At 68.1% G+C, this 24,413-nt stretch carries 21 protein-coding genes and 2 pseudogenes; 13 read left to right on the plus strand and 10 right to left on the minus strand.

The window, feature by feature from the left end:
* Nucleotides 1-111: 111 nt before the first annotated feature.
* Entirely contained in the window at nt 112-336 is a 225-nt protein-coding gene (locus ACIHCM_RS36070) for a hypothetical protein (protein WP_399905816.1), read from the minus strand.
* A 1,085-nt stretch (nt 337-1,421) separates the two neighbouring features.
* Between ACIHCM_RS36070 and ACIHCM_RS36075 the strand changes: the two genes are divergently transcribed.
* The 4 genes from ACIHCM_RS36075 (at nt 1,422) to ACIHCM_RS36090 (ending at nt 5,779) form a co-directional block, all read left to right on the plus strand.
* Entirely contained in the window at nt 1,422-2,084 is a 663-nt protein-coding gene (locus tag ACIHCM_RS36075; protein ID WP_399905820.1) for a hydrolase, read from the plus strand.
* Between the two features lie 394 nt (nt 2,085-2,478).
* On the plus strand, nt 2,479-3,180 hold the full coding sequence (locus ACIHCM_RS36080) for a YoaK family protein (RefSeq protein ID WP_399905823.1): 702 nt from the start codon (nt 2,479-2,481) through the stop codon (nt 3,178-3,180).
* A gap of 126 nt (nt 3,181-3,306) precedes the next feature.
* The gene (locus ACIHCM_RS36085) at nt 3,307-5,241 is read left to right on the plus strand and encodes an amidohydrolase (protein WP_399905826.1); all 1,935 of its coding nucleotides are present in this window, start codon (nt 3,307-3,309) and stop codon (nt 5,239-5,241) included.
* A gap of 43 nt (nt 5,242-5,284) precedes the next feature.
* Nucleotides 5,285-5,779 carry a DoxX family protein gene (locus ACIHCM_RS36090; protein WP_399905829.1) on the plus strand — a complete coding sequence of 165 codons (495 nt, stop codon included), beginning with the start codon at nt 5,285-5,287 and terminating at the stop codon, nt 5,777-5,779.
* A 787-nt stretch (nt 5,780-6,566) separates the two neighbouring features.
* Here the strand turns inward: ACIHCM_RS36090 and ACIHCM_RS36095 are convergent.
* Both ACIHCM_RS36095 and ACIHCM_RS36100 read right to left on the minus strand, forming a co-directional pair.
* A pseudogene (locus ACIHCM_RS36095) lies at nt 6,567-7,082 on the minus strand (IS5 family transposase); the annotation flags it as partial.
* Between the two features lie 426 nt (nt 7,083-7,508).
* Nucleotides 7,509-11,153 (minus strand): hypothetical protein, encoded by a 3,645-nt coding sequence (locus ACIHCM_RS36100; protein ID WP_399905832.1) that lies wholly within the window; start codon nt 11,151-11,153, stop codon nt 7,509-7,511.
* Nucleotides 11,154-11,532: 379 nt separating this feature from the next.
* Here ACIHCM_RS36100 and ACIHCM_RS36105 point away from each other — a divergent pair, with 379 nt between their 5' ends.
* The 5 genes from ACIHCM_RS36105 to ACIHCM_RS36125 all read left to right on the plus strand — a co-directional run bounded on the left by ACIHCM_RS36105 (nt 11,533) and on the right by ACIHCM_RS36125 (nt 14,146).
* Complete coding sequence (locus ACIHCM_RS36105; RefSeq protein ID WP_399905835.1) at nt 11,533-12,117, plus strand: hypothetical protein; 585 nt, start codon at nt 11,533-11,535, stop codon at nt 12,115-12,117.
* 299 nt (nt 12,118-12,416) lie between these two features.
* Entirely contained in the window at nt 12,417-12,785 is a 369-nt protein-coding gene (locus ACIHCM_RS36110; protein WP_399905837.1) for a transposase, read from the plus strand.
* A gap of 95 nt (nt 12,786-12,880) precedes the next feature.
* Nucleotides 12,881-13,159, plus strand: a complete 279-nt coding sequence (locus tag ACIHCM_RS36115) for a hypothetical protein (protein ID WP_399905840.1) — start codon at nt 12,881-12,883, stop codon at nt 13,157-13,159.
* Between the two features lie 22 nt (nt 13,160-13,181).
* On the plus strand, nt 13,182-13,688 hold the full coding sequence (locus ACIHCM_RS36120) for a GNAT family N-acetyltransferase (RefSeq protein WP_399905843.1): 507 nt from the start codon (nt 13,182-13,184) through the stop codon (nt 13,686-13,688).
* A gap of 47 nt (nt 13,689-13,735) precedes the next feature.
* Nucleotides 13,736-14,146: a VOC family protein gene (locus ACIHCM_RS36125; RefSeq protein ID WP_399905846.1), complete on the plus strand. Its 411-nt coding sequence runs from the start codon at nt 13,736-13,738 to the stop codon at nt 14,144-14,146.
* A 32-nt stretch (nt 14,147-14,178) separates the two neighbouring features.
* Here ACIHCM_RS36125 and ACIHCM_RS36130 read toward each other — a convergent pair whose 3' ends face one another.
* The 3 genes and pseudogenes from ACIHCM_RS36130 to ACIHCM_RS36140 form a co-directional block, all read right to left on the minus strand.
* Nucleotides 14,179-15,603: a transposase gene (locus tag ACIHCM_RS36130; RefSeq protein ID WP_399905849.1), complete on the minus strand. Its 1,425-nt coding sequence runs from the start codon at nt 15,601-15,603 to the stop codon at nt 14,179-14,181.
* Nucleotides 15,524-15,931: a transposase gene (locus ACIHCM_RS36135; protein ID WP_399905852.1), complete on the minus strand. Its 408-nt coding sequence runs from the start codon at nt 15,929-15,931 to the stop codon at nt 15,524-15,526. The genes ACIHCM_RS36130 and ACIHCM_RS36135 overlap by 80 nt, the downstream gene beginning before the upstream one ends.
* An 83-nt stretch (nt 15,932-16,014) precedes the next feature.
* Nucleotides 16,015-17,251 (minus strand): annotated as a pseudogene (locus ACIHCM_RS36140) (IS701 family transposase).
* 213 nt (nt 17,252-17,464) lie between these two features.
* Here ACIHCM_RS36140 and ACIHCM_RS36145 point away from each other — a divergent pair.
* On the plus strand, nt 17,465-17,869 hold the full coding sequence (locus tag ACIHCM_RS36145; RefSeq protein ID WP_399905855.1) for a type II toxin-antitoxin system PemK/MazF family toxin: 405 nt from the start codon (nt 17,465-17,467) through the stop codon (nt 17,867-17,869).
* A gap of 459 nt (nt 17,870-18,328) precedes the next feature.
* Nucleotides 18,329-18,781 (plus strand): hypothetical protein, encoded by a 453-nt coding sequence (locus ACIHCM_RS36150; RefSeq protein ID WP_205036757.1) that lies wholly within the window; start codon nt 18,329-18,331, stop codon nt 18,779-18,781.
* 14 nt (nt 18,782-18,795) lie between these two features.
* Here ACIHCM_RS36150 and ACIHCM_RS36155 read toward each other — a convergent pair whose 3' ends face one another.
* Nucleotides 18,796-19,851, minus strand: a complete 1,056-nt coding sequence (locus ACIHCM_RS36155; protein ID WP_399905858.1) for a protein kinase family protein — start codon at nt 19,849-19,851, stop codon at nt 18,796-18,798.
* A gap of 152 nt (nt 19,852-20,003) precedes the next feature.
* On the opposite strand from ACIHCM_RS36155, the gene ACIHCM_RS36160 reads away from it, so the two are divergent.
* The gene (locus ACIHCM_RS36160) at nt 20,004-20,348 is read left to right on the plus strand and encodes a hypothetical protein (protein ID WP_399905861.1); all 345 of its coding nucleotides are present in this window, start codon (nt 20,004-20,006) and stop codon (nt 20,346-20,348) included.
* Nucleotides 20,339-20,836: a transposase family protein gene (locus ACIHCM_RS36165; protein ID WP_399905864.1), complete on the plus strand. Its 498-nt coding sequence runs from the start codon at nt 20,339-20,341 to the stop codon at nt 20,834-20,836. The genes ACIHCM_RS36160 and ACIHCM_RS36165 overlap by 10 nt, the downstream gene beginning before the upstream one ends.
* An 818-nt stretch (nt 20,837-21,654) precedes the next feature.
* On the opposite strand, the gene ACIHCM_RS36170 is transcribed toward ACIHCM_RS36165, so the two are convergent.
* The 3 genes from ACIHCM_RS36170 to ACIHCM_RS36180 form a co-directional block, all read right to left on the minus strand.
* A complete protein-coding gene (locus tag ACIHCM_RS36170; RefSeq protein WP_399905867.1) occupies nt 21,655-22,254 on the minus strand; it encodes an RHS repeat-associated core domain-containing protein in 600 nt (199 codons plus the stop codon).
* Between the two features lie 257 nt (nt 22,255-22,511).
* Nucleotides 22,512-23,105, minus strand: coding sequence for a hemerythrin domain-containing protein (locus ACIHCM_RS36175; protein ID WP_399905870.1), 594 nt, complete (start codon nt 23,103-23,105; stop codon nt 22,512-22,514).
* A gap of 11 nt (nt 23,106-23,116) precedes the next feature.
* Nucleotides 23,117-24,316 carry a hypothetical protein gene (locus ACIHCM_RS36180; RefSeq protein ID WP_399905873.1) on the minus strand — a complete coding sequence of 400 codons (1,200 nt, stop codon included), beginning with the start codon at nt 24,314-24,316 and terminating at the stop codon, nt 23,117-23,119.
* Nucleotides 24,317-24,413: the final 97 nt, after the last annotated feature.

Consider the following 24,413-nt stretch of genomic DNA (forward strand, 5'->3'; position numbering starts at 1 on the left):
GAGTACGGACTTGGACGTGCCACTTGCTGCTTCCCTCGATTCCTTACAGGACAACCCTATTGGGTCCCTGTCCGGGATCTTCGGGGCCCCTCAGGACACCTGTTTGTGTTGTTATGCGGCGAGTATGAGGGTAGCTGACTGTTGTTCGGCGATCGGTGCCTGCTGTCCGCGGCGTGAGTGCCTGCGGCGGGTGTGGTTGAGGGTGGTCCTGCGGAAGACCGCCAAGCGGCCGATGTGGGGCCCGAAGCGGCGGGCGCCACGGAGCGTCTCGCGCTTGAGGGCGGCGTTGAACGATTCGGCGAGTGTGTTGCCCGCGCTCGTGCCGACCGCTCCCATGGCCTGTCCAATGCCCAACTTGATGCAATCGGCGACGAGTTCGCGGGGCGCATACCGCGCTCCGTGATCGCTGTGGAAGATCGCCCGTCGAGGCCGCTGCGGACCCGGGTGGCTGCCCGGAGCGCGTCATGCCGGCCCCGGAGGCCAGCGGCCCTCTTGCAGGACCGCGAAGAACATAAGGGGGGACAGCGGTCGATGGTGTCTCTGGGTCGGGGCTGTGTGAGTGCGTTCGTGCTTTGTTGGCGGTGTGGGTCGGGGTGTGGGTGTGGGTTCCGGTCGGGGTGGTGCCCGGGGTGCGGGGCGCCGGTGCGGGCCGGGTGGGCCGGTGTGGCCTGGTGATGGCGGTTGCTCGGTGATGGTGTGGGTTCGGGTCGGGGTGCTGTGGGTTCGTAGCTGTCGCGCAGTGGGTCGGGTGGTTGCACTGCGGTCCGTATCGCGCTCGCGCGGGCGGCCGGGCCCCGTACCCCGCAGAACGGCCGCTTCTCACTGTGCCGTTGGCGCGGTCGTCTTCGGAGTGGGGGTGATTCGCGTCGAGTTGTGTGCCGCCGCGTGGGGGGCGTGCCGCTGTCTGTGGTGCGCACCGTCGGTGGCAGCCGTGTCCGGCACTGACGCTCCTGTGCCGCGGAGGGGGCGTGGCATTCCCTGTGCCGAGGCTGGGCGCGGTGTCGCCTTTCTGGGACGCCTGCTGCCGTTCTGCGGGGGGGCGGCCTCGTCCGTGCGCCCGTCCGGCGCTGCGGCGGGACGATCATTCTCGCGCGAGAGTGAGCCTCGTATGGAGGAAGGTGCTGGTAGGTGGGCAGTCCGTACACCTCGGTGGGCTGAAGGGACGAAGCCCTGACCGACTGCGCATGCCCCTCCGGGGAGCAGCACCATGATTCTTCGCATACGGGGCAGAACAGTGCCTTCTGGGCTGTTGTGTAGGGGTGATGGGGGCCACAAGGCGTGTAGTTGTTTCTTCAACTACTTAGGAGCAAGATAGCGGCGAGGCAGAGGACACCCGGGCCGGCTTCAGGCTCCGGATGCTGCTCCCTCTCGTGCCGTCACCCTTTCGATGACGGCTCAGGAAGTGACAGAAAGGCTTCGTCATGTTCAACCGGGATAACGTCCAGGCCGCTCCGAGTCCGGATCTGCTGACGCCTGAGAATGCGGTGATGCTGTTTGTGGATCACCAGCCGCAGATGTTCTTCGGCACCGGCAGTGGTGACCGTACGGCGGTCGTCAATGCCACGGTGGGTCTGGCTAAGGCGGCGAAGGCGTTCAACGTGCCGGTGGTGCTGACCACGGTGGCGGCGGAGACCTTCTCCGGGCCGCTCCTGCCGCAGCTTGCGGAGGTCTTCCCCGGCGAGCCCGTCATCGACCGGACCACGATGAACGCGTGGGAGGACCAGGCGGTCGTGGACGCGGTCAAGGCCACCGGCCGGAAGAAGATTGTTCTTGCGGGGTTGTGGACCGAGGTGTGCGTGGTGCTTCCGGCGCTGTCCGCGCTCGGCCAGGGCTATGAGGTGTATGTGGTCGCCGACGCCTCGGGCGGTGTGACCCCGCAGTCCCACGAGCACGCCATCCAGCGGATGATCCAGGCGGGCGTGGTCCCGGTCACCTGGCTGCAGGTCCTGCTGGAGCTGCAGCGTGACTGGGCCCGCACCGAGACCTACGAGGCGGTCGGCGACATCGTCAAGGCCCACGACGGCGCCTACGGGCTGGGACTCACCTACGCCCAGACCATCATGGGCGCCCACGCGGCCGGCTGACCCGCCGCCCTGTCCGCCGGGTCTCTGACATCAGTGTCCGCCGGGCCTCCGTGTCAGTGTCCGCCGGGCCTCTGCATCAGCCGATGGCGTCACCAAGCCCGCCCATCCAGGGGTGCCGCAGGTCACGACGTGGGGGGCAGGCCCGGCGGCCACGGGACCGCAGCGGCAACGGATTTGGCCGACCGCCGGCAGCTTCGCTTTCGCCGGGCCGGCCCCCCTGTCACAACCGACCCCAGCCGGGATCCAGCCGCCCCACGCTGCCCGGGCCGGCAGGGAAACCGGCGGCTGCCGATCCGCAGCCGCCGCCCCCGGCCCGGGCACCTAGCACGGCCGGCATCTGCCCCGGGCATCAACTCGCCCGAATTGTTCAGGCATTTACTGTAAGGAGGCCGCAGTGACCGCCAGCGACCTCGGCCGCAGCGCGGCCGTCCCGCCGGCTCGCAGGGATCTGCTCCCGGCCGCGCTGACGATACTGACCTTCGTCACCGGGCTCATGGACGCGATCAGTTACCTGGGCATGGGACATGTCTTCACTGCGAACATGACCGGCAACGTGGCCATCCTCGGCTTCGCCGCAGCCGGCACGCCCGGGTTCTCCGTGCTCGCCTCCCTGGTGGCGCTGGCCGCGTTCCTGGCCGGAGCCGTCGGCGCGGGACGCCTCGCGGGCTTCTTCCGCAACCGGCGGCGCGAGCGGTGGGTGCGTACCGCTTTCGCCACCGAGGCGGTGCTGCTCGCCGCGGCCACCGCGGTCGCTTTCGCCGTCCCCGGCGGCGGCGCCCTGTACGTACTGATCACGCTGACGGGGCTGGCGATGGGCCTGCGTAACGGCACGGTGCGCAAGCTCGCGGTCCGGGACATGACGACGACGGTCTTGACCCTGACGCTGACGGGTCTGGCCGCCGATTCCTCCCTCGCCGGCGGCAGCAACCCCGGCCTAGGACGCCGCCTTCTGTCGGTCGTCACGATGCTGGCGGGCGCCCTCCTGGGAGCGTGGCTGGTTTTGCACCACGGACTGGGCTGGCCGCTGCTGGCCGCCACCGCCGGTGCCACAGCGGCCACGGCCCTCGGGCGGCCCGCGGCCGAAGCCCGCGCATAGAACGCAGCACCTTCGGCGGCTCGGGGCCGAAGCCCGCCCATAGAACCGCAGTACCTCCGCCGGCCTGCGGCCGAAGCGCGCGCAGGTACGCAGCACCTTTCCCCCTGATTCTCTGGAGTGTGACTCATGGCTACGATGCCCGTCGGCGGGGTGGCTCCCGTCGTCACCGAGGATTCGGTGGCCCGCAATGCCCGCCTCGGCGCGGAACGTCCCCCGGCCGTCTTCGCGGACGTGGTGGTACGCAACGCCGCGCTGTACACCGGTGATCCGCGCCGCCCGCAGGCGAGCGCGGTGGCCATCAAGGACGGCCGGATCATCGTGGTCGGCGACGACGCCGACATCCAGCCCACGCTCGGTGCGCATACCCGTGTGGTGGACGCGCTGGGCCGCCGGGTAATCCCGGGCTTGAACGACTCCCACCTGCACGTGATCCGTGGCGGCCTGAACTACGTCATGGAGCTGCGCTGGGACGGTGTTCCCACGCTGCGCCAGGGCCTGGCCATGCTGCGCGAGCAGGCCGCCCGCACCCCCAGGGGCCAGTGGGTCCGTGTGGTCGGCGGCTTCTCCGCCGACCAGTTCGCCGAGAAGCGCCTGCCGACCGTCTCCGAGCTCAACGCCGCCGCCCCGGACACCCCGGTCATGGTGATGCACCTGTACCAGTCGGCCCTGCTGAACCGGGCCGCGCTGAAGGCGGCCGGGTTCACCAGGGACACACCCGACCCCAAGGGCGGGCAGATCGTCCGGGGCCACGACGGCGAGCCGACCGGCATGCTTCTGGCCGCGCCCAACGCGATGATCCTGTACTCGACGCTGGCCAAGGCCCCTACCCTCAGCGGCGAGGACCAGAAGACATCCACCCGCCACTACCTGCGCGAGCTGAACCGCTTCGGTCTGACCTCCGCCATCGATGCCGCCGGCGGATTCCAGAACTTCCCCGACAACTACGGCACCGTCATCGACCTGGCCCGCGAGGGCCGGCTGTCGTTGCGCATCGCCTACCACCTCTTCCCCCAGACCGGGGGTCAGGAGATCGCCGACCTCAAACGCTGGATCGAGACGGTCAAGCCCGGCGACGGCGACGAGTGGCTGCGCCTGAACGGCGCGGGCGAGAACCTCACCTGGTCGGCCGCCGACTTCGAGAACTTCTCCGAGCCGCGCCCGCACCTGGGCGACTACGAGGGCGAGTTCGAGCAGGCGGTGCGTCTGCTGATGGAGAACGGCTGGGGCTTTCGCCTGCACGCCACCTACGACGAGACCATCCGCCGTGACCTGGCCGTCTTCGACAGACTCGCCGCCGACGGCCTGTTCCCGGCCGGTAACCGGTGGCTGTTCGACCACGCCGAGACCGTCTCCGAGCAGAGCCTGGACCGCATCGCCGCCCTCGGTGGAGCGGTGTCCGTGCAGAACCGGATGTCCTTCCAGGGCGAGGCGTTCCTCCGCCGTTACGGCGCCGCCGCAGCCGCCCAGGCCCCACCGGTGCGCGCCATGCTGGAGCGTGGCCTGACTGTCGGCGCCGGCACCGATGCCACCCGCGTCTCCTCCTACAACCCCTGGGTGGCCCTGCACTGGCTGGTCACCGGCCGCACCGTCGGCGACCTGACCCTCTACCCGCCCGAGAACCGCGTCAGCCGCGAGCGGGCCCTGGCCATGTACACCCAGGCCGGTGCCCGCCTGACCGGCGAAGAGGACATCAAGGGCATCCTCGCCCCCGGCTACTACGGCGACCTGGCCATCCTCTCCGACGACTTCTTCACCGTCCCCGAGCAGGACATCCCCCACATCGAATCCCTGCTGACCGTCGTCGGCGGCCGCATCGTCTACGCCACCGGTGCCTACGAGGGCCTGGACGAGCCCATCCCGGCCGTCAGCCCGCTGTGGAGCCCCGTCGCCCATTTCGGCGGCTACCAGGCCACCGTCAAGCCCAGCATCTCCGGCGCCCGCCAGGCCGAACTCCTCGGCCAGGCCGTCGCCGAATCCGAACAGCACCGCCAGTGGCGCGCCGCACGCGGATACACCCCCGAAGCACCCACCGAAATCTTCGACACCTGCTTCGTCCTCTAGCCACCCCACCCCCCACCCATCAACCGACAGTCAGGAACCCGTGATGGACACAGGACTGCTCCTCCTGCGCGTGGTCATCGGCCTGCTCATCGCGGGCCACGGCATACAGAAGGTGACCTTCCGACTCGGCGGCCACGGACTGGCAGGCGGCGTCGAGGAATTCCGCAACGACGGCTTCCGCGGCGGCAAACTCACCGCCCTCGCCGCCGGCGGCTCACAGATCGGCGGCGGTCTCCTCCTGGCCGCCGGAGCCCTCACCCCTCTGGCAGCCACCACCGCCATGGGCGTGATGACCGTCGCCATCACCGTCAAATGGCACAACGGCCTGTGGGTACAGAACGAGGGCTACGAATTCCCCCTCGTCCTGGTACTCATCGGCGCCGTACTCGCCCTGACCGGACCCGGCCGGTGGTCGGTCGACCAGGCCCTGGGACTGACGCCCTGGCACCCCTGGTGGGCGGCGGCAGCGATCGCTGCCGGAGTGGGCAGCGGCCTGCTCACCCGGCTGCTCCTCGCCTCGCCCCCCGCCGCCCGGTAGCCCAACTCCCCGGTGGGACATGCCCACAGGACATGCCCCACCGGTGGCCAGGGGTGTCCGGCTGCTCGGGAGCCCGTCCGGGGCCGGGACATGGCCTGGACAGGCCGCGCGACGTTGGGAGGTTTTCCCCGGCACGTGCAGTGAGCTTTCCTGCGGGGCAGCCGGAGGCCATCGCGTGGCTGCGGTTGCCGTTGGCGCTGTCGTGGCGCCGGTGGGCCGGTCGCTGGTTTCTGCTCGATGCGGGGCCCTGCTGCGTAGCGTGTTGGACGCGGTGTGCCGGGTTCGTCTGCGGCCGCGACGACGCGGTGCTGGGGGGATCCTGCACGACGGTTCGCTTGCCGTGCCGCCCCCGTAGGCGGCGCCTGCGCAGACGTGGAGGCGGTCTTCTGCTGTAACTGATCGTTTCAGAATGAAGCGCTTGGCTAGCCAGATGAACCTTGCGAGGATTCGATCGCAATGGCGTCCATCGGAACCGGGGGCAACCTCCAGTGAGGCAGTGGCGACTCTTGCGGGGCGAGGTCCTGGTCGGTGAACTCCATGAGTACGACATCGACCAGCCGTCCTTCCTGGCGCACTTCAGACCGGCACCAGGATGGGAGAGTGTCAGAGGCTACTTTGAGGCTTGGGCATCTCTCAACGGCCCTGACCCAGACGGAACTCGAACTTCCGCAGTCGTGAGCCCGTTGCGGGATCTGGACTTGACCTTGGTGTCGGATGACGAGCAGGTTCTGCTGGAGGTCTTCAAGAACTGCTCGCTGCTCATCGACGGGCTGGAGGCCCGCCTCCGCTACTGATCCGCCGCTGATTGAGTTCGTCGAAGTTGCCGCAGACAGATGACGCTGCAGGCCAGTTCGAGCAGGCCCTGGTGCAGATCGGCGCGTCGTTCGTAGCGGGTGCGGAGTCGTTGGAACTGGTGGAGCCAGGCGAAGGCCCGCTCGACCACCCAGCGCACCTTGCCCAGTCCGGAGCCCTGTGTAGTGCCGCGACGAGCAATCATGGGCTTGATGCCTCGCTTCCACAGCGCACGACGGTACTTGTCGAAGTCGTAACCGCGGTCGGCAGACAGCCGCCGGGGCCTGCGGCGGGGACGTCCTCGCACGCCCCCATCGGCGGGATCGCGTCCGACAATGGCAGGAGTTGGGTGACGTCGTGCCGGTTACCGCCGGTGAGTGTCACCGCGAGGGGTATTCCATTACGGTCCACGATCAGGTGATGCTTGGAGCCGGGACGGGCACGGTCGACGGGCGAGGGGCCGACATGGCCCCCCTTTGAGAGCTCGGATGTGCGAGCCTTCCACGGCGCAGTCGTGCCGCCCCGACAGCCTCCCACCCTCACGGCCACCACACCCACCGAACTTACGAAAAGATCAGTAGTCTTGCGTGCCGGAGCCCGTGGGGTCCAACTCGGTTTCTCTGTCGCGGGATCAAGTGGCGGCCGATGCCGGCCGACTTCCCCGTCTATCCTGCGAGTATCGATTGTGCGCCGAGGGCATCCCTACAGTGCAGGTACGTCCCCAGACAGCTACGGGCTCCACCCAGCACCAGGGCGATCGTGTGTCCACGTTGTCGCGTAAGACCCACAGCAAGGGCCGGTACCCGCACAGCGGGAAGCCGGCCTCTTTGCTGTACGCCCGCGCTCCCTCGGACCAGCCCGTCGAGGGGTGGCAGCGGGCGAGGAGTCCCGAGGTGCACGGCTCACTCGCCGTCGGCCACAGCCCGCCAGAGCCGACTCATCCGGCTGACTCGTTGAGGTAACTGGCCCGTTCCTCCTGGGTCAGTTCACGGGTGATGCCGTCCCGGGAACGCCGCAGGACCTCGTCAATCGGTTCGCAGGGCAGGCATGTCCAGACGCGTACGGTGCCGTCGTCGTGCGAGCTGACGAACCGATTGCCGGGCAGGGCGTTCGTGTTCTCTACGGAGGCACCGAATCCGTGCAGGACAACGGGCGGGCTGTTGTCAGTGGTGCTCCAGATCCGGGTGGTCGCGTCGTTGCCGCTGGTCACCACCCGACGGCCGTCGGAACCGAACGACACACTCCACACAACTCCCTGATGTCCGTTCAGTACCCGCGGTCGGCCGGGCTTGGTGAGATCCCACAGCCTGGCCGATCCGTCGTTGCCGCCGCTGACGAGGTGCCGTCCGTCGGGGCTGAACGCCACCGTCCATACCAGGCCTTTGTGACCACGAAGGACCTTCAGATCCTTGCCGGTGGCGGGGTCCAGGACGTGGATGGTGCCGTCCAGGCCGGCCGCGGCCACGCGTCGCCCGTCGGGGCTGTAGGCGACGTACCGCACTTTGTCCTGGCCGGTGTCGACCACCAAGGGTTCCGCGCCCGGAGCGGTGTGCCAGATCCGTACGGTGCCGTCGCTGCCGCCGGTGACCAGCCGGCGTCCGTCGGGGCTGAACTCCGCGGTCCACACCGGCCCGTCGTGGCCGCGCAGTACGACGGGTTTCGTCGCGTTGTCCACCGGCCAGACCCGTGTGGTCCCGTCGTCGCCGGTTCCGGCCACCCGGCGGCCGTCCGGGCTGAATGCCACCCCGAGGACCTCGCCGTCGTGCCCGCGCAGCACGGTCGGCGGGGCGGTGCTCCCGGTCCGCCAGACGCGCACGGTCCGGTCGGCGCTGGCGCTGGCGAGCCAACGGCCGTCCCGGCTGGGCACCGTCGCCCACACCGGCCCGTCGTGACCGGTCAGGACGCTGTCGCTGCCCGTCGGGGCCGCCTCCCAGATCCGTACGGTGCCGTCCTCGCTGGCGCTCACCAGGCGCCGTCCGTCGGCGGCGAACGCGGCCGCGGTCACGGTGCCGCGATGCCCGCGCAGGATCAGCGGTGCGGCGCGGTGATGCACGTTCCAGATCCGTACGGTGCCGTCGTTGCCCGTGCTGGCGACCCGGGCGCCGTCCCGGCTGAAGCCGATGCCCTCTGCCGTGCCGTCGTGGCTGCCGAGCACGACCGACTCGGCGGGGGCGTTGGGGTCCCACAGGCGCGCGGTCCCGTCGGTGCTCGCGGTGGCTATGCGCTGCCCGTCGGGGCTGAAGGCGATCGCCTCCACGGAATTGCTGTGCCCGCGCAGCACCACGGTCGTCCGCCGACTCCTGACGTCCCAGACGCGTACCGTTCCGTCTCCGCCGCTGCTGGCGAGGCGGCGTCCGTCGGGGCTGAACGAGACGCCGAGCGCCCGCCCCTCGTGGCCGCGCAGCACGACCGGTTCGCCTCTCCCTGTGGCGTTCCAGATCCGTACGGTGCCATCGTCACCGGCGCTGGCGACGCTGCGGCCGTCCGGGCTGAACGTGGCGCTCCACACCTGTGCCGTGTGCCCTCGCAGGATCACCGGCTCGGCGCCGCTTGCCCACTTCCATACCGAGACTGTGCCGTCCTCGCCGGCTGCCGTGATCCGGGTGCCGTCCGGGCTGAACACCGGCGTCCACACCTCGCCGTCGCGGCCGCGCAGCACCACTGGGTCTCGCAGCGTCGTGCCGTACCGCCACACCCGTATCGCGCCGTCGCCGCCGCTGGTGGCGAGGTACCGGCCGTCCGGACTGAACGAGACCCCGAGAACCTGTCCGTCGTGGCTGGCGAGCACAGCCCTCATCCGTGACTCGAACACGGCTTGGCGCAGTGCCGCCTCGGTCTCGTCGGTCGCACTGGTCCGGTAGGCACTGGTCGCCAGCAACAGGCCCAGCTCAGGGTCGAGCTCGGCCTGGCCACGCGCGCTCGCCACGAGTTGCCGCGAGAACGCGAGCGCCTGCTCGGCCTCCGCCCGCCGGGCCTGTACAAACGCGACGCCCGCGAGGACGGCCAGTGCGACCACCGCCGCCATGAGCCCACTCACGGTCAGCCGCACACGGCGCCTCACCGCCGCCCGCTCGGCCTGTGCGCGGTCGCGGCTCGCCGCCAGGAACTCGCGTTCGAGATCATTGAGCCGGCCGGTGTCCCGGTCGTCCCACTCGGCCAGCCGTACTCCGCGGTAGAGCACCCCGTCGTCCCTGCCGTGCTCCGCCCACTCCCCGGCCGTATGGGTCAGACGCCGGTGTGCGCGCACTTGTTCGCGGCCGGTCTCGATCCACATACGCAGTCGCGGCCATGCAGTGATCAGGGCTTCGTGGGCGAGGTCAACGGTGTCGTCATCGAGGGTGACCAGGCGGGCGCGGGCCAGTCGTTCCAGAACCAGCGCAGCATCCCCGCGGGTACTTGCGGCCAGTTCGGTGCGGAGAGCCGGGCGACGGGTGTCCTGGGCTCCTTCACCGGGGGTGATGAGCCGCAGCAGCAGATCGCGGGCGACAGCGGCCTGTGCAGGAGAAAGCTGAGTGTAGAGACGCTCTGCGGTTCGGGCGATGGCACCGCTCACCCCGCCGACGGCATCGTACGCGGCCTCAGTGAGTGCTCTGCCCCTGCGTCTTCGCCAGGTCTCCAGCAGCGCGTGTGACATCAGAGGCAGGCCGCCGGACTCATCGGCGACGTCCCCGATGATGCGGGCGGTCAGGGCGCGTTCCAGGGTCAGTCCGATGGCTGCGGCCGGTTTGACGATGGCGTCGCGCAGTTCGTCCCGGTTCATCGCAGTGACCAGCAGGTTGGCGTCGCGCAGTGCGCCGGCCAGGGCGTGGTGTTCGGCGCAGCGGCCGTAGAAGTCGGCGCGGACCGCGATCAGCACCTTCAATCGGCTTGCCGGTAGGAGGGCGGCGAGCAGGAGGTCGATGAAGCGGGTACGTTCCGCTGGATCCTGGCAGAGGGTGTAGACCTCCTCGAACTGGTCGACGATCACCAACGTATCCGTGCCGCCGTCACCGGGTCTGCTCGCGTCGAGGAGCGAGACGAGGGCGCGTGCGGGGTGATCGCCGGGCGTCAGGATCTGGATCACGGCCGGCCGCAAGCCGGGCTCCCGGGAGTGCTGGAGGGCGGGGATCAGGCCCGCACGCAGCAGGGAGGACTTGCCGCTGCCGGACGGGCCGAACACCGCGGCGAACCGTCGGCGCCGCAGCAGATCGAGCAGGTCGGCCGTGAGGCGGTCCCGGCCGAAGAAGAGTCCGCTGTCGCCCGGCTCGAACCGGGCCAGCCCCCGATAGGGCGCATCCGCGCCCTCACCGCCCTCCTCCTCCGCGCCGACCGCGGCGGCGTCGTCCACGGCCTGTCTCCACCGGGCTTCCCACTCGACCGCATCGCCCCCGCATGCCGACACGTAGGCCAAGGTCACCGCCAGCGTGGGCAGCTGCCCGCCCGCCGCCGCCTGCGACAGGGTCGTGCCCGAGTAGCCGGCCCGCTCGGCCATCGCCCGATACGTCATCCCGCCCCCCTCCGTCCGCAGCTTGCGCAACTCGAACGCGAACCGCTGCACCGGACCCGCCCCCGGATCCACCGGCACCTCACGACGCCCCGCCATACCCGTCCCCTCGCCACCCATCCACACCAGACACCTCAGCTCTGCACCCCCCAACCCGGCCCGAAACGTCACACCCGGCCATTGATTGGCCGCCGGAACAGCCCTGCCAACCAATAGGCCAGCCGCTGAGATCGGTTGGTGAGCGGTACCGAGGGATGGGGCTGCTGCTGGGGAGGCGGTCATGCCTACGGCTCCCCAGCGGAACAACAGATCCGACCCTGACTGCATGCACCTGGCCGCGCCCCACGCGGCCTTGCGAACCCTGCTGTCTCGCCGGACAGCCCAGGGGAGTCAGGGCCCGGCCGCATCAGTCGCCGGAGGCTGTCTGCCGGCGCCCAGAGCTGCTCATGAAGCGAAACCAACCGACGGAGGAAACCCCATGAAGTTCCGATCCCGGATCACGAAGCCCGTCTCAGCCGTGCTGTGTGTCATGGCACTGGCAGTCGGAGCCGGCAGCACGGCCGCGGCCGCCACGGACCGGACCACGCAGTCGGCCGAGTCGAAGTACGCGGCGCAGGCGAAAGCGGTGGGCCTTTCGAGCCGGCAGGCAGCCCAGCTGCAGGACCGGGTGGACGCCCAGCTGGCGGACATCAAGGTTCCGGCGGAACAGGTGGGGTACAACGAGATCCGGGCGATGGACGGCAGCGCGATCATCACGTTGTCCGTGCCCGGCGTGGCCAACACCAGCTGTTCCTACAAGTGGCTGTGCCTGTGGACCGGTCCCAACTGGACCGACAGCAAGGTGTCGTTTACCGAGTGTCGGGACTACGACCTGAACAACTACAGCTTCAACAACGACACCCTCACCTCGTACAAGAACGCTCAGACCACCGGCACGGTGGCTCGGTTCTACAACTGGGAGGGCCGTAAGGTTTACAAGTTCGGCAGCACGGCGTACCACACGGAGGACAGCCTCGCGAACACCCCCTGGGACAACATGATCGACATAGTCGACGTCTGCTGAGCCCTTGCCGGTAGCCCGATCATCAGAGTAGCCGCTGCTGTATCGCCCGTGGTGGGCGTGAGTTCGAGGGTGTCGGCTCGGTCGGGTGATCTTCGGGTCGGCCCCGCAATGGGAGGGGGCCTCCTGCACAACTCGTGGGTGTTGAATCCATAGAGAGCAACAGGAGGCCCCTGATGCTGCAGGTTTCCGTGCCGGTGCCGAGGGAGTCCGACTCGGCGCCTCTGGAGTGTGACTGTCTCGCTCACCGGTTCGGGAACGCCGCGGACCGTCCGTACAGACGCCCGGGTTACCCCTCGGACATGTCGGACGCCGAGTGGGGTGTGGTCTGGGATGCGATGCCGGTCCCGCCCTGGCTGGAGGGCCGCGGCGGGCGGCCGGAGGGGTTCTGCCACCGGGAGATGCTCGACGCGGTGCGCTACCTCGTCGCGGGCGGGATCGCCTGGCGGGCGATGCCTGCGGACTTCCCCGCCTGGGACCGCGTCTACGCGTTCTTCCGCCTCCAGGCCCTCGTCCAGGCGGACATCGACGAGGCCATCGCCACGGCCACCACTCCAGACATCCGGCTCATCGGTCGCCCTGGTTGCCGTCCACGCGGCACGGCCGAACATGATCCGCACCATGCAACTGGACGACGTCGACCTGGGCAATCGGCGCATCACCGTCGGTGACCCTGTCCGCCCACTCGACGACCTCACCCGCCGTGCTGTCCTGGACTGGCTCGATGGCCGCCGCAGCCGCTGGCCGAACACGGCCAACCCCCCACTTGCTGATCACCCAGAACACCGCCGTTGAACTCGGCTCTGCCGGCAAGCTCTGGACCACCCAGGCCACCCGCAAGCTCAGCGCCACCCTCGAACGGCTCCGCGTCGACCGCCAGCTCGAAGAAGCCCTCACCCAGGGCGCCGACTCGCTCCACCTCCCACCGGCCTTCGGCATCGACGAGAAGACGGCCATCCGCTACGCGGACTTCGCACGGGCACTGCTGGAACAGGCAGCCGAGCACTCAGCATCGCCCTCGGGAAAAGAACTTGGCCCGGACTGACGGGACTTGAAGAATGACGGCCATGCAGATTCGACAGGCATGGCCTGATGACGCGTCAGCGGTCGCCGGTGTCTACGTGCGCTCCTGGCAGGCGGCCTTTGCCGGTCTTGTTCCGCAGCACTACCTCGACGCCATGGACCCAAGCCGTGAAGAGTCCGAGTGGAAGATACGGATCGCGGAGACACGGTGGCCGTCGTCGGGGGTACTGGTAGCCGAAACCGAGGCCGGAGTTGTCGGATTCGCAAGTTTCGGCCCGTCTCAGGACATCCCTGTCATCGCGGAAATCGGCACGCTCTACGCGATGCCCGAGGCCTGGGGTACTGGGATCGGAAAGCAGTTGATGGCGGCCACGTTGGCGGCTCTCGGACAGGCCGACTACACACAAGCCACCTTGTGGGTCCTGGAAGACAACGAACGCGCCCGGCGCTTCTACGAAGCCGCCGGCTGGGGCGCAGACGGCGCGGCCGTGGAGGACTCCACCGGCGGCGCCTCTCTCAACAAATTGCGCTACCGCCGCCCTCTTGGCTAGGGCCTGTCTGAAGGTCGACTCATTTGATCTTGTGGCAAGATCGCGGGATGCTACGACTAACCGACTTCATCATCGATTGCCCGGACACGATGAAGCTGGCAGCCTTCTACTCTGAGGTGATGAGGCTCCCCGTCAAGGAGGGCAGTAACGAGAACTGGGCCGGTATCCAGTTCGGCGAGATCGAACTGGCCTTCATCCAGGTGGAGGACTACCGCGCCCCGCAGTGGCCCGACAGCGAGCACCCCAAGCAGTTCCACCTCGACTTCGAAGTCGACGACATCGAGGCCGAACAGCGCCGCGTCCTGGCCCTCGGCGCGACCCTGCAGCGGGACTGCATGGGCCCCGATGGCTACGGCTTCCGCGTCTACGCCGACCCCATTGGCCACCCCTTCTGCCTCTGCCGCAACAAGGGTGTTATCTGGACCGATCAGGGCCTCATCTGGCCCAAGCGCGACTAGCTTGATTCTGTCGGGGATCTTGGAGAAGCCGGTCAGGTTCCCAGGGTTCGCCAGGACTTCAGCCGGGGTATCTCGCGCTGGTCGAGGTAGTGCTGGAAGGCAGTCGGTCGGCGGGACGTGGGTGTGTCTTCGGCCGGTGGCAGTCCGCTGAGGCGCTCGATGTTGACGGCAATGGCCGTCAGAACGTGCTGGATGTGGGCCTTTCCCTGTCCTCGGTAGCGGCAGCGCCGCATGCCGTGTCCGTGGGCGAACTCGTTGACCGTGCCCTCCACTCCCGAGCGGACCGCATAGCGGGTCTTCCACTCGGGCGTCTGTTGCTCCGCGCGGACGCGAAGTTGCAGGTCACGGAGTTCTCGCGGGGGAAAGCCCACGGTTCGGGCACTGTCGGCGGTGGAGGTGCACTGGGTGCGGGCCGGGCAGGGACGGCACTGACTCTTGGTGAACCTGGCCACGATCAGCGGGGCCGCGGTGGGTGACGAGGTCGGGTAAGGGCCGTGCCAGCCCGCACTGACCTGCCCCTGGGGGCACGTGACCTGCTGACGGTCGTAGTCGATGTGGAAGTCGTCCCGGGCGAAGCCCTCGTTCTGCCGGTGTTGGCGGGTGGGGTTGCTTTTCAGCGGCCCGGAGACGGTGACCTGGTGTTCACGGGCGGCTTGTTCCAGGTGGGGCAGGGACGTGTAGCCGGCGTCGACCAGGTGCTCGGCGGGCAGCAGCCCGCGTCGCGCCAGACGGGTGTGGATGCCGGGCAGGACCTGACTGTCGTGGGTGGTGGCCGCGGTGGTGGCCACGTCCGTGATCACGTTGGGGCCGTCGGGAGCACAGGTCTCCGTCAGATGAGCGGCGAACCCCTTCCAGCTGATGATGTGCCCGTGCCTTGCATAGCGGGCCGAGGTGTCGTAGGGCGAGACGACTGCCCGGGACGAGGGCGGCAGCCCGGGTCCGCCTTCCTTCTCGGCGGTGCGCCAGCGCAGCCGGCCTGCCTGGTCACGGTGGTAGTTCTGCACCATGATCTGGCGCAGGGCCTGGACGCGAGGGCCGGACGTGCGGCCCGCTCCGTGCCGGTAGACGTGTTCCAGGAGCCGGACGGCATCGTTCCCGGTGGCCAGGATCCTGGTCGTGGGCTTGGTGGGGTTCTTGCCCAGGCGGACCGGCCGGCCGTAGCGGCGGCCCCACTCCTCATCGACCAGCTCGTCCAGCAGATGAGGGGACGTACCGGCGACTTCTTCGAGTGCGGCGCGGACCGCCTCGGTGACCAGCTCCAGGCGGGTCAGGTCGCGCACCGCGGCCAGGACGTGGGTGGAGTCGGTGCGCTGCGTGGTGCGCTGGCGCACCAGTCCGGCCTCCGTGAGGCGGGCCAGCGCGAGGTCGAGGAGGCGGTCAGCGCGGTCGCCTTCGGCGAGAAGGTCGCGGAAGTCGGCCAGTACGCTGTGGTGGAAGCCGGGATCGTCCAATTCCATCGCCAATGGCGTACTTGAAGTCGATGCGACAGCGGACCGCCTCGGCGGCCTGCCGGTCCGACAGGCCGAGCAGGAACTGCAGCACACAGACGGTGGCCAGTTGCGCAGGCGAGAGCCCCGGCCGCCCGTTCCCCGGGTACCAGTCGGCGAAGTCCTCGTCGCACCACAGCCCATCGAGCCGGTCCCGCACCCATATCGCCGTCGTACCGCCCGGGTTGCTCGCCCGCGCGATCTGCGCGGTCAGAGAAGGGACTTGCTCACCGGAACGGGGGCGAAGGGACAACGGGCACCTCGACAACTGCATCGGTCGGCGGAACCACCCGAGCATGCCCGTTGATCATGCACCCGCACCGCGAAACTCCAAGATCCCCGACAGAGTCAAGCATGTACTCCAGCTGTAGATCGTGATCTTCATGTCTGGTTCGCGGCTTGTCGGAGGTAATGGCTGCCCTGGGCTCGGGCCTGATGGCGGCGTCGCCAGTCGGACCAGCCGAGTAGGTGGGCCACATCGTGCACGGGCCGGACGACGAGAGGCGTGAATAGTTTCTGGATCTCGTTGCAGGTCAGCGGGATCAGCCCGTTGGGGGCGGGGTCGCGGGCGTGTACGTGGGCACGGACGACGGGCGAGGAAGGCGTGGGCGAGGGCGGCGAGGGTGTCCCAGCGATACCACGAGGTGAAGCGGCGGAGTTGGTGCTCGTCCAGTCCGGCCAGGCCCTTTCCGGCCTGGAAAGTCTCCTCCACCCGCCATCTCGACCCGGCGACCTGCACCAGCGTGGCCAAAGGCACCGGAGATGGCGACCAGCAGCGGTAGTAAGCCAGTTCACCGGTGGTGCGGTTGCGGCGGATCAGCAGCTGATGGCTGCCGGGGCGGGGTTCGGCCAGGTCGATGACGGCCCAGTCGTAGTAGCGGTACCCCTTGGCGCCGGCCCCGGCCGACAGCTTGCCAGGCCCGCTTCGGAACTTTCGCAGCCAGGGCATCTGCGTGGAACTTCCCGGCATCGGTGGTCACTTCATGGGAGCAGGTGACGGCGAGCACGTAGCCGATATGGCGCTATTCCAGCGCCGCCCGCAGCTTCGGATTGCCGCCGTAGACCTCGTCACCCGCGACCCAGCCCACGCGGTGCCCAGCGTCAAGGGACCGGCCGATCATGCGGGCGGCCAGCTCTGGCTTGGTCACGAAGACGGTGTCCTCGCCCAGTCCCGCTGCCCGGCAGCGGTCCGGGTCGCACGTCCACGAGAGCGGGATGTACAGCTCACGGTCCACCGCCGCATGTCCGCGGCGGTCTGCGTAGACGAGGTAGACGGCGACCTGGGCGTTTTCGATCCTTCCGGCGGTGCCGGTGTACTGGCGCTGGACACCGACGGTGTGCGTGCCCTTCTTCACGTCCCCCGTCTCGTCGACCACCAGCACCGCGTCCTCGTCGTGGAGGTGCTCGACGACGTATTCGCGCTCATCGTCGCGCACGGTGTCGGCATCCCACTTGGCCCGGCCGAGCAGGTGCTGCATGCCGTCCGGGGTGGCCTCCCCGGCCCACTCGGCGATCGACCAGCAGTTCTTGCGCGGCAGGTCCGACAGCAGCCCCAGCACCAAGTCCCTCACCCGGCGCCGGGGTTCAACCCGTGCCACCGGCCTGCTATCCGGGACATTAGGACCTCGAACGCCTCCTGCCAGCGGGCAGGGTCTACGCTGTGATCCGCGGCCACCGCATGATCTTCAGTCTTCACACACCGATGATCGACGGTGGCCGCACCCGTCTTCACCACCCGTCGGTCACGACGTGCGAAGACGGGGCCGTATCCCTTGCGTGTCCCGCTCGGGACAGGCAGCGTTCGCCCGCCGTTTCGTGCCAGGAGGACCACATGCAACGCGGCGAAGTCTGGTGGGTCGACGTCGACGAGCGGCGCCCGGTCGTGCTGCTGTCGGATGACGAGTCATCCGGTTTCCAGGCGATGCAGGTCGTTGCTCCAGCGGGCGTCGACATCAGCGGCCTGGGCGTTGAAGTGGCGATAGGCGCCCTGGAAGGACTGCCCTTTGAAGGCGTGCTGCGGTTCGCGGTCCCGCGGCCAGGCTTTACTCCTTGCACCTGGCTGACCCCCGTGGCCCGGGACGACCTGATCGAGCGGGCGGGCGTGTTGTCCTCCGCGAAGCTCAGCGAGGTCGGGAAAGCCCTTCGTGCCGCTGGACAGAGGAGGGAGTGGACCCCGATGACGGCTGCCAGGCTCCACGAGATCAAAGATGCCCGCCGTCTCGGAGGACTCGAGTAGCGGACGCCTCTGCTGGCCAGCTCGTTCTCGTCGACGACCTGCGGCGGCCCCCTCTCCACCTCAGAGCAGTACCACGTAGGTCTGCTGTCCTCGGCTGACGGCTGACGGGCGGTGCAACACGCCGTTGCAGTATGGCTGGTGAGGAGCGCGGAAGACTGCGCGTGCCGTCCGGTCCAGTGCGACTTTCCACGCCCAGGGGTGAACACCACGGTGACGCACCGTCATCGGGCCTGCCGTCCCGAAGCTCAGCAGCTCAGGTCAAGGAGAAACGCACCGCCTCCACCGTCTCCACCGAGCCTCCGCCAACCTAAAGAAGCAGGTCAGCGGTCTGGTGTGACCGGCTCTCGAAGTACTCGCGCTGGTCGTGGGTGGCTGTCTGCGGAGTAGATCGTCTAACAGAGCCGGACGGTTCGCTGGTTTCTACTCGCTGGGGTCAGGCGGCCATTTACGATCCGGTGCATGGATCCCGAGCTGCTGGAACGGATCACCGCGCGGCGTGCGGAACTGGATGAACTCGAAGAGAAGCTGGCCAAGCAGCTGGCGGAGGTGCGGGCCGAGCGAGACGAACTTGCTGCTGCCGAACGGGTTTTTGAGCGGGTGAGCGAACAGATCGCTGATGAGCGCGTCTCGGCCTCGTCGGTGCCCGCGCAGGTGGGTGGGCGGGCGGTCATGCTGATCCCACACCGTACCTCCGATGTGGAGGAGAACGTGCTTCCGCCGGACTACCAGCGCATTCTCGCCGCCGTGCGACAGGCCGCTGGACCGGTCATGGCTCGGCAGGTCGGCGAGATGCTGGGAGTGGACGTCAACATCCGATCCAAGCTGGAACCGCTGCGCGGAAAGCTGGTCAGGCTCGCCGACCGCGGCTGGCTGCGGAAGCTACCCGACGGCCGGTTCACCACCCGCCTGTGACTGGCTGCCGCTGATCACGCACTTCGCCCCATCCGACAGATCGTTGCCAGCGGATGGGGAGCCGCTCGGCTCACCTGCTGAAACTCGCGATAGAAGTCGCCCATCACCGCGGCGACCGGTGCGTAACGGACAAGGAGCGCCGCGACCGACGCGGGAACCCCCTCCGGGGGCGCCCCTTGGGCGCACGCATTCACAAACGTTTTGCGTTCTTCCGGTGTGTATCCGTAGAGAGCGACGGCCAGCCAGTTCACCAGGTGGGTGACGGCGTAGCACTGGTCGTAGGTGCGGTGCTGGTCGAAGAAGTCGGCCTCGTCCCGTGTGAGATCGAAGCGTGAGGAGATCGCGAGGCCGTAGTCGGTGAAGAAGAGCCGCCGGCCGTCGGTGAGGATGTTCTCGAAGTGGGCGTCGAAGTGCAGAAGCCCGCGCGCGTTCATAAACGAGATGCCGGCTTTCAGCTCGTCATCGACCATGGCGCAGGCCCGCTCGGCCACAGCGTCGCCGGACCCGACCTGGACGCCCAGCCAGTCGTGCAGGTTCTGCGGAATGTACTCCAGGAACAGCACAAGGCTCGCCGTGGAAAGCTGGAGAGCTTCGATCCGCCGGCGTACCGCTGATCCGCCTCCCCAGTAGGCGACAGCTCGATCCACATCGGCCAGTTCCTCGGGCAGCGGCTGGCCAGAGTCTGGGATCACCCGCCAGTGGTACATCAGGGGAAAGCCCTCGTAGTCTCCCGCGACCACCCAATTCGTCGTCATGGTGTGCGCGGCCAACTCCCGCCAGGCCCCGAACCCCGGGCCGCCGATGGTACCGATGCCGTAGTGACAGAAGGCCGGCAGTCCGAACAGATTCGCGGTGGAGTGAACATGCTCAGGCCGTCGCTCCAGATCGGTCAGCCGTACCTGCTTGACGAAGACCCGGGTTCCCTCCACCTCCAGCAGGACCGTTCTCCCGCCGATGCCCGACCCCAGCGGCGCGCCGGCGTCCACGAACTCGCGCAAACTGCGGTCACTGCGCAGCGCCAGCGATGTGGAAACGGCGCCGTGGGCCGTCAGACGAGTACCGCGGGACATATCAGGGCCCTTCACTCACGCCTCCAACCGTGCCCCGCCTCTTGTGCAACGGCTCCAACAGACACCGGGACGGGGGCCAAAGACCACCCTCCCACGCTGGAGCCGGTGAGATGTGTCGTAACTGCAGGTGTTCCAGGCGCCGTTGAGGCTGTATGACGAAAACTGAAGAGCCTGCCCAGAATTCCTGCGCACCTACTTACCAGTGCCGTTTATCGCTGTCCACGCGCACCATCAACCACCTCGCCGACCTGCTACGGCGCCACCTGAAGGCGATTCGCTCCAGGTGGCGCATCCTGCCGCCCGGGAAGATCGCGGTGATCGTCCTGGCCGTACTGCGTCACGACCAGCGCCTGGCCGACATGGCCGGCGGCAACAACGTGTCCGAGTCCACCGTCCGCCGCTGGCGCGACGAACTGATCGGACTGCTCGCCGCCCAGGCGCCGCGCCTGGACCGCGCCCTGAAGAAGATCGCCAGGCAGGGCGGGAGGTGGTCCTGATCGACGGCACCCTCATCCGCACCCAGCGCCGCACCGGGAAGGCCTACCGGCGGAACTACTCCGGCAAGCACCACCATCACGGCCTGCACTTCCTCGCCCTGACCGACGAGAACGGTCGCCTGATCTGGATATCCGCCGCCCGACCTGGCCGCACCCACGACAACACCGCCGCCCGCCAGGACCACGTCCTGGCCCACCTGCGCGCTGCCGGCCTCGGAGCGTTGGCGGACCTCGGCTTCCGCGGCCTGGACAACGACATCCTCGACCCCGTGATCGTCACCGGCTATACCGCCAGCCGCACCCACAAGCTCACCCCGGGCGAGAAAGAAGCCAACCGCGTCCTCGCCGTGGGACGCGCGCCGGTCGAGCACGGCTTCGCCCACCTGAAGAACTGGCGGATCCTCACCAAGCTCCGCACCGACCCCGTCCGCGCCACCCGCCTCTTGCGAGCCCTGCTCGTCCTGACGAACATCGAAGTCAACCGCTGACGGATGATCTTCGCCGTGGGCACCCGCCCACGACCAGCACGAGTACCCGGGGGACCGGTCACACCATCCCTTTGACCTGCGACTTCAAGTTGGCAGAGGCTCACCCGGGCCCACTCCACCGCACCGCGCCCACCCGGTGCGCACCACTCCCGCGCGCCGGCCGCACCGGTGCGCGCACCGCCCACCGAGTGGAGATGCATTGGATGAGCGCACCACTGCCAGTGCGCACCGGGTGGGTGCGCCCCACCGCACCGGTGCGCTCCCACCCGGTGCGGCGGAGCGGTGGTGCGGTCAGCCGTGCGCGCCGGGTGCGGAGTGCACAGACCAGGTGCTCAAAGCGCATTGCCCCCAACGTGCGGGTGGGTTCCGCGTGGTCGGGGTCCGGGACGACGCTCACCGTGAAGCGGATGATGCTGCGGGCGATGCCCGGGGCCGCCGTGGTGGGGGATGGTCTCAGCGCGACGAACACGGCTGTCTGCTCCCCGCACCCGCGGGGATGGTTCGATCACCAATTGCGCCAGGCATACGACGCGAGGCGGATGGCCGGTGCCGTTAACGCGGTTGCTGCTTCTTCATGTTCCCGACGAATAGATAGCAGGACCCGTATATTCCAACCGTTATCGCCAGCAGTACCAAGCCCCCATTGTTCCCTGTCGCGATCAAGAATAGCGACAGGATTACACCCGCTACCGCGAAAAGAGTTGCGAAAAGCATCCACCTCTTCACGGCTGCGCGCTGCTCGAGAGACCATCCGACGTTCGGCATTCCTGTCCCTTCGGATCGTGCAGGGCCGGACGATGTGATGTCCGGCCCTGCTTTCATGTGTCAGCCACCGCTAACAGCAGGGAAGCGATCTGGCCAACGCTCCACGAAATCGCATAGCAGCCTGCAGTTGCTCCCAGCGAACCTCCCAGCGTTGCAGGCGTCGAAGCGGCGACTGCCGCACCGCATGCTGCGGCAGTCAATCCGCCTGCTACTACGCCCGCTACATCGCCCCAGAGCGCCCTGGTGTCCCCTTCTGAAAGGTGTATTACGTCTGTGGCGGCATCTCCGATCGGGCCCAGGGCGTCGGCCACTCCGCCAAAACTGAGTGTGCCGTCGGGGTCGATGCGGTTGACGGGGTCGCCTTCGGCGTAGAGGTAGGGGTTCTTTTCCTGGCCGGAGAGGTCGGGCTGGGTGAAGCGGCCGATGTTGGCGTCGTAGTAGCGGTGCTGGAGGTGGTAGACGCCTGTGGGGTCCTGGTAGCCGCCGGCGAAGCGGTAGGGCTGGGCGACCGGCTCGGACGACGGGGCCAGCAGGCGCACGCCGCGCGGGCTGTACGCGTAGCTGTTCACCTTGTTGCCGTCCGCGTCCGCCAGAGCGACCACGCTGCCGATGGCGTCCGTGAGGTAGTAGTACGTCTTGCCCCCGGTCGTCATGGAGTTCAGCGTGCCCCGGGTTCGCGGATAACGCGCCGTGGGACCGTCCGCTCGCGCCAGCGCTCGAAGCACACGGCGCGTAATCCGGCGCCTCGGGACAGGAGCAGCCAGGCCAAGACGCCCGCTCGGTCAACTCTCCTGCAACTCAGGCCACAGCAAACTCACTTGCCTCACTCAGCCTGACACTTATTTCCATCTAGAACATCGCCATTAGGGCGAAAACACCCTCTGAGGGAGCGCCGGATCACGCCACCATGTCAGCTGTTTTTGTCCATGGCTTTGCGGATCGCGTCTCTGGCGCGGTCCATCACGGCGGCGACCGGGCCGAGGGCGATGTTCGCGGTCGCTGACTCGACTCCGGGATGGGGCCGGGTGGGGGCCATCGCTTCCGCAGCCTTGACCGCCTTTGCCATCGCGGCGAGGCCGGAGAGGTCAGTGCTGCGGCGGATGTGAGTGAACTCGTAGCGCTCCTCGGCCCGTGCGTGCTCTTGGACTTCCTTGCGGAGCTTCATCAGCTGCGGCATGAACTTGGGGTCGTTGGTGTCCATGTCGTCGAGCTTGGCCAGGAGCTCCTTGGCCGTGCGTTCCTCGGCGAGACGGTCTTCGACGACCTGCTCGCCTCCGGAGACAGAGCGGCGAGCGAAGGGGTGGACGATCTCTTCTTCGGCGGTCTCGTGGACGGCCAGCAATCTCACCAGGCGGTAGAAGGCGTCGCGGCGGTTCTCGCCGGTGGTGGATTCGACTTCGTCGAAGAGGTTGCGGATGTCGCCGTGCTGGCGGATCAGCAGCGAGACGACGTCGTCGTCCTGGGCCTGGTCGTCGCCGGCCTGGGGGGTGTGCAGCTCGGACATGTGCGGTCGCCTCACTTCTCGCGCATCGCGGGGTCGGGGTGCTCGCCCTCGGTCTGCACGCGGTACTCCCGGCCGAACATGTCGTCGTGTTGGGCCATGACCCGCTCACTGGGCGGCTCTTCGCCGCCATGGATCTGCTCCTGCATCTGCTCGAATCGCTCGTGTGCCTCACGTACGTAGCCGGCCCCCAGCGTGGTGAGGTCCATCTGGGTGTCGAGCAGTTCGCGTACGTACTGCTTGTTCGGCTCGAAAGTGAGCACGTTGGGCAGTTCCGGCGCCAAAATCTCCTGCGGGTCGCGGCCGTCGATGCGGCGCATCAGATCGCAAGCACGGTGCAGGTGCTCGAGCTCCATGTTCAGATGGAGCTCCCAGATCGCCTTGACCTTCGGGTCGCTCTCCTGCTCCATGAAGGAGTAGTACAGGTAGCACTCGTTGTACTCGTGGTTGACCAGTTGCTCCCACCACGTCTCGCCCGGGTCGACGAGCGACTCGTAGTGCGTGACGTGCTCCTCCTCGATCAGTCCGATCTCCTGGTAGAGCTGACGGGCGATGGGCTCCATGTAGGTGGGGCCGGTGTTCATGTAGAAGTTCATCGTCTGCTGTTCCGCCGACATGATCGTCAGTGCGTGCAGTCGGGACAGCGGGTCGACGGTGTTCTTGTCGTAAGGGTCGCGTACGTTGTCCACCGGGTCGCGGTGGTGGTACTTCGTGGGCCGGCCAGGGATGACCTCGGTGAGGTTGTCGACGATCGACTCTGCTTTGCGGTGCTCGATCATCTCGTACAGGTTCGCGTACCGGTACAGGTGGTCGAAGTCCTCCAGCACGCCGAACTGGTAGGCCTGCTTCAGGTACGGGTCCGGCTCCATCCGCGCGACCCATGCGGTCAGGTCGACGGCGACCTGCTCGTAGGCGATCGTCGTCTCCAGGACGGACGACACACCCGGCAGCAGCCAGTTGACGGCCTTCTGTTGCTGGGCCTCGATGTAACGCGTCCGCGCGAGCTGCGCCTTGACCTCAGGATCAATCGTGTTGCGGGCGAGCTGGTGGCTGAAGAGGATCGCCTCCACCTCGATGCCGTTCATCGTGATGATCCGGCACCGGGTGTAGGGGTCGCAGCGATCGGGGTCAATCGGCTGCACGTTCAGCTCCCGCCAGCTGCGCAGCTGGCGGTCCAGCGGGATGCCCCGCTGCTCGAGCGGATTGAACGTCATGGGAGGCCTCTCGGAGAGATAAAAATGGCGCCGGCGCGAGTTCCCGAGCAACGGAGGGTCGCCACGCCCAGCTCCTCGCAGTCTGTCTGGTATGGGC

The organism is Streptomyces sp. NPDC052023, assembly GCF_044548465.1.
Taxonomy (GTDB): Bacteria; Actinomycetota; Actinomycetes; order Streptomycetales; family Streptomycetaceae; genus Streptomyces.

What these genes read in the sequence shown, in the direction of transcription:
- ACIHCM_RS36070 (WP_399905816.1), bottom strand. Translation starts at nt 336, where the DNA reads ATGGGAGCGGTCGGCACGAGCGCGGGCAACACACTCGCCGAATCGTTC.
- ACIHCM_RS36075 (WP_399905820.1), top strand. Translation starts at nt 1,422, where the DNA reads ATGTTCAACCGGGATAACGTCCAGGCCGCTCCGAGTCCGGATCTGCTG.
- ACIHCM_RS36085 (WP_399905826.1), top strand. Translation starts at nt 3,307, where the DNA reads ATGGCTACGATGCCCGTCGGCGGGGTGGCTCCCGTCGTCACCGAGGAT.
- ACIHCM_RS36090 (WP_399905829.1), top strand. Translation starts at nt 5,285, where the DNA reads ATGGACACAGGACTGCTCCTCCTGCGCGTGGTCATCGGCCTGCTCATC.
- ACIHCM_RS36100 (WP_399905832.1), bottom strand. Translation starts at nt 11,153, where the DNA reads ATGGCGGGGCGTCGTGAGGTGCCGGTGGATCCGGGGGCGGGTCCGGTG.
- ACIHCM_RS36105 (WP_399905835.1), top strand. Translation starts at nt 11,533, where the DNA reads ATGAAGTTCCGATCCCGGATCACGAAGCCCGTCTCAGCCGTGCTGTGT.
- ACIHCM_RS36110 (WP_399905837.1), top strand. Translation starts at nt 12,417, where the DNA reads ATGTCGGACGCCGAGTGGGGTGTGGTCTGGGATGCGATGCCGGTCCCG.
- ACIHCM_RS36120 (WP_399905843.1), top strand. Translation starts at nt 13,182, where the DNA reads ATGCAGATTCGACAGGCATGGCCTGATGACGCGTCAGCGGTCGCCGGT.
- ACIHCM_RS36125 (WP_399905846.1), top strand. Translation starts at nt 13,736, where the DNA reads ATGCTACGACTAACCGACTTCATCATCGATTGCCCGGACACGATGAAG.
- ACIHCM_RS36130 (WP_399905849.1), bottom strand. Translation starts at nt 15,603, where the DNA reads ATGGAATTGGACGATCCCGGCTTCCACCACAGCGTACTGGCCGACTTC.
- ACIHCM_RS36135 (WP_399905852.1), bottom strand. Translation starts at nt 15,931, where the DNA reads ATGCTCGGGTGGTTCCGCCGACCGATGCAGTTGTCGAGGTGCCCGTTG.
- ACIHCM_RS36145 (WP_399905855.1), top strand. Translation starts at nt 17,465, where the DNA reads ATGCAACGCGGCGAAGTCTGGTGGGTCGACGTCGACGAGCGGCGCCCG.
- ACIHCM_RS36150 (WP_205036757.1), top strand. Translation starts at nt 18,329, where the DNA reads ATGGATCCCGAGCTGCTGGAACGGATCACCGCGCGGCGTGCGGAACTG.
- ACIHCM_RS36155 (WP_399905858.1), bottom strand. Translation starts at nt 19,851, where the DNA reads ATGTCCCGCGGTACTCGTCTGACGGCCCACGGCGCCGTTTCCACATCG.
- ACIHCM_RS36160 (WP_399905861.1), top strand. Translation starts at nt 20,004, where the DNA reads ATGACGAAAACTGAAGAGCCTGCCCAGAATTCCTGCGCACCTACTTAC.
- ACIHCM_RS36170 (WP_399905867.1), bottom strand. Translation starts at nt 22,254, where the DNA reads ATGACGACCGGGGGCAAGACGTACTACTACCTCACGGACGCCATCGGC.
- ACIHCM_RS36175 (WP_399905870.1), bottom strand. Translation starts at nt 23,105, where the DNA reads ATGTCCGAGCTGCACACCCCCCAGGCCGGCGACGACCAGGCCCAGGAC.
- ACIHCM_RS36180 (WP_399905873.1), bottom strand. Translation starts at nt 24,316, where the DNA reads ATGACGTTCAATCCGCTCGAGCAGCGGGGCATCCCGCTGGACCGCCAG.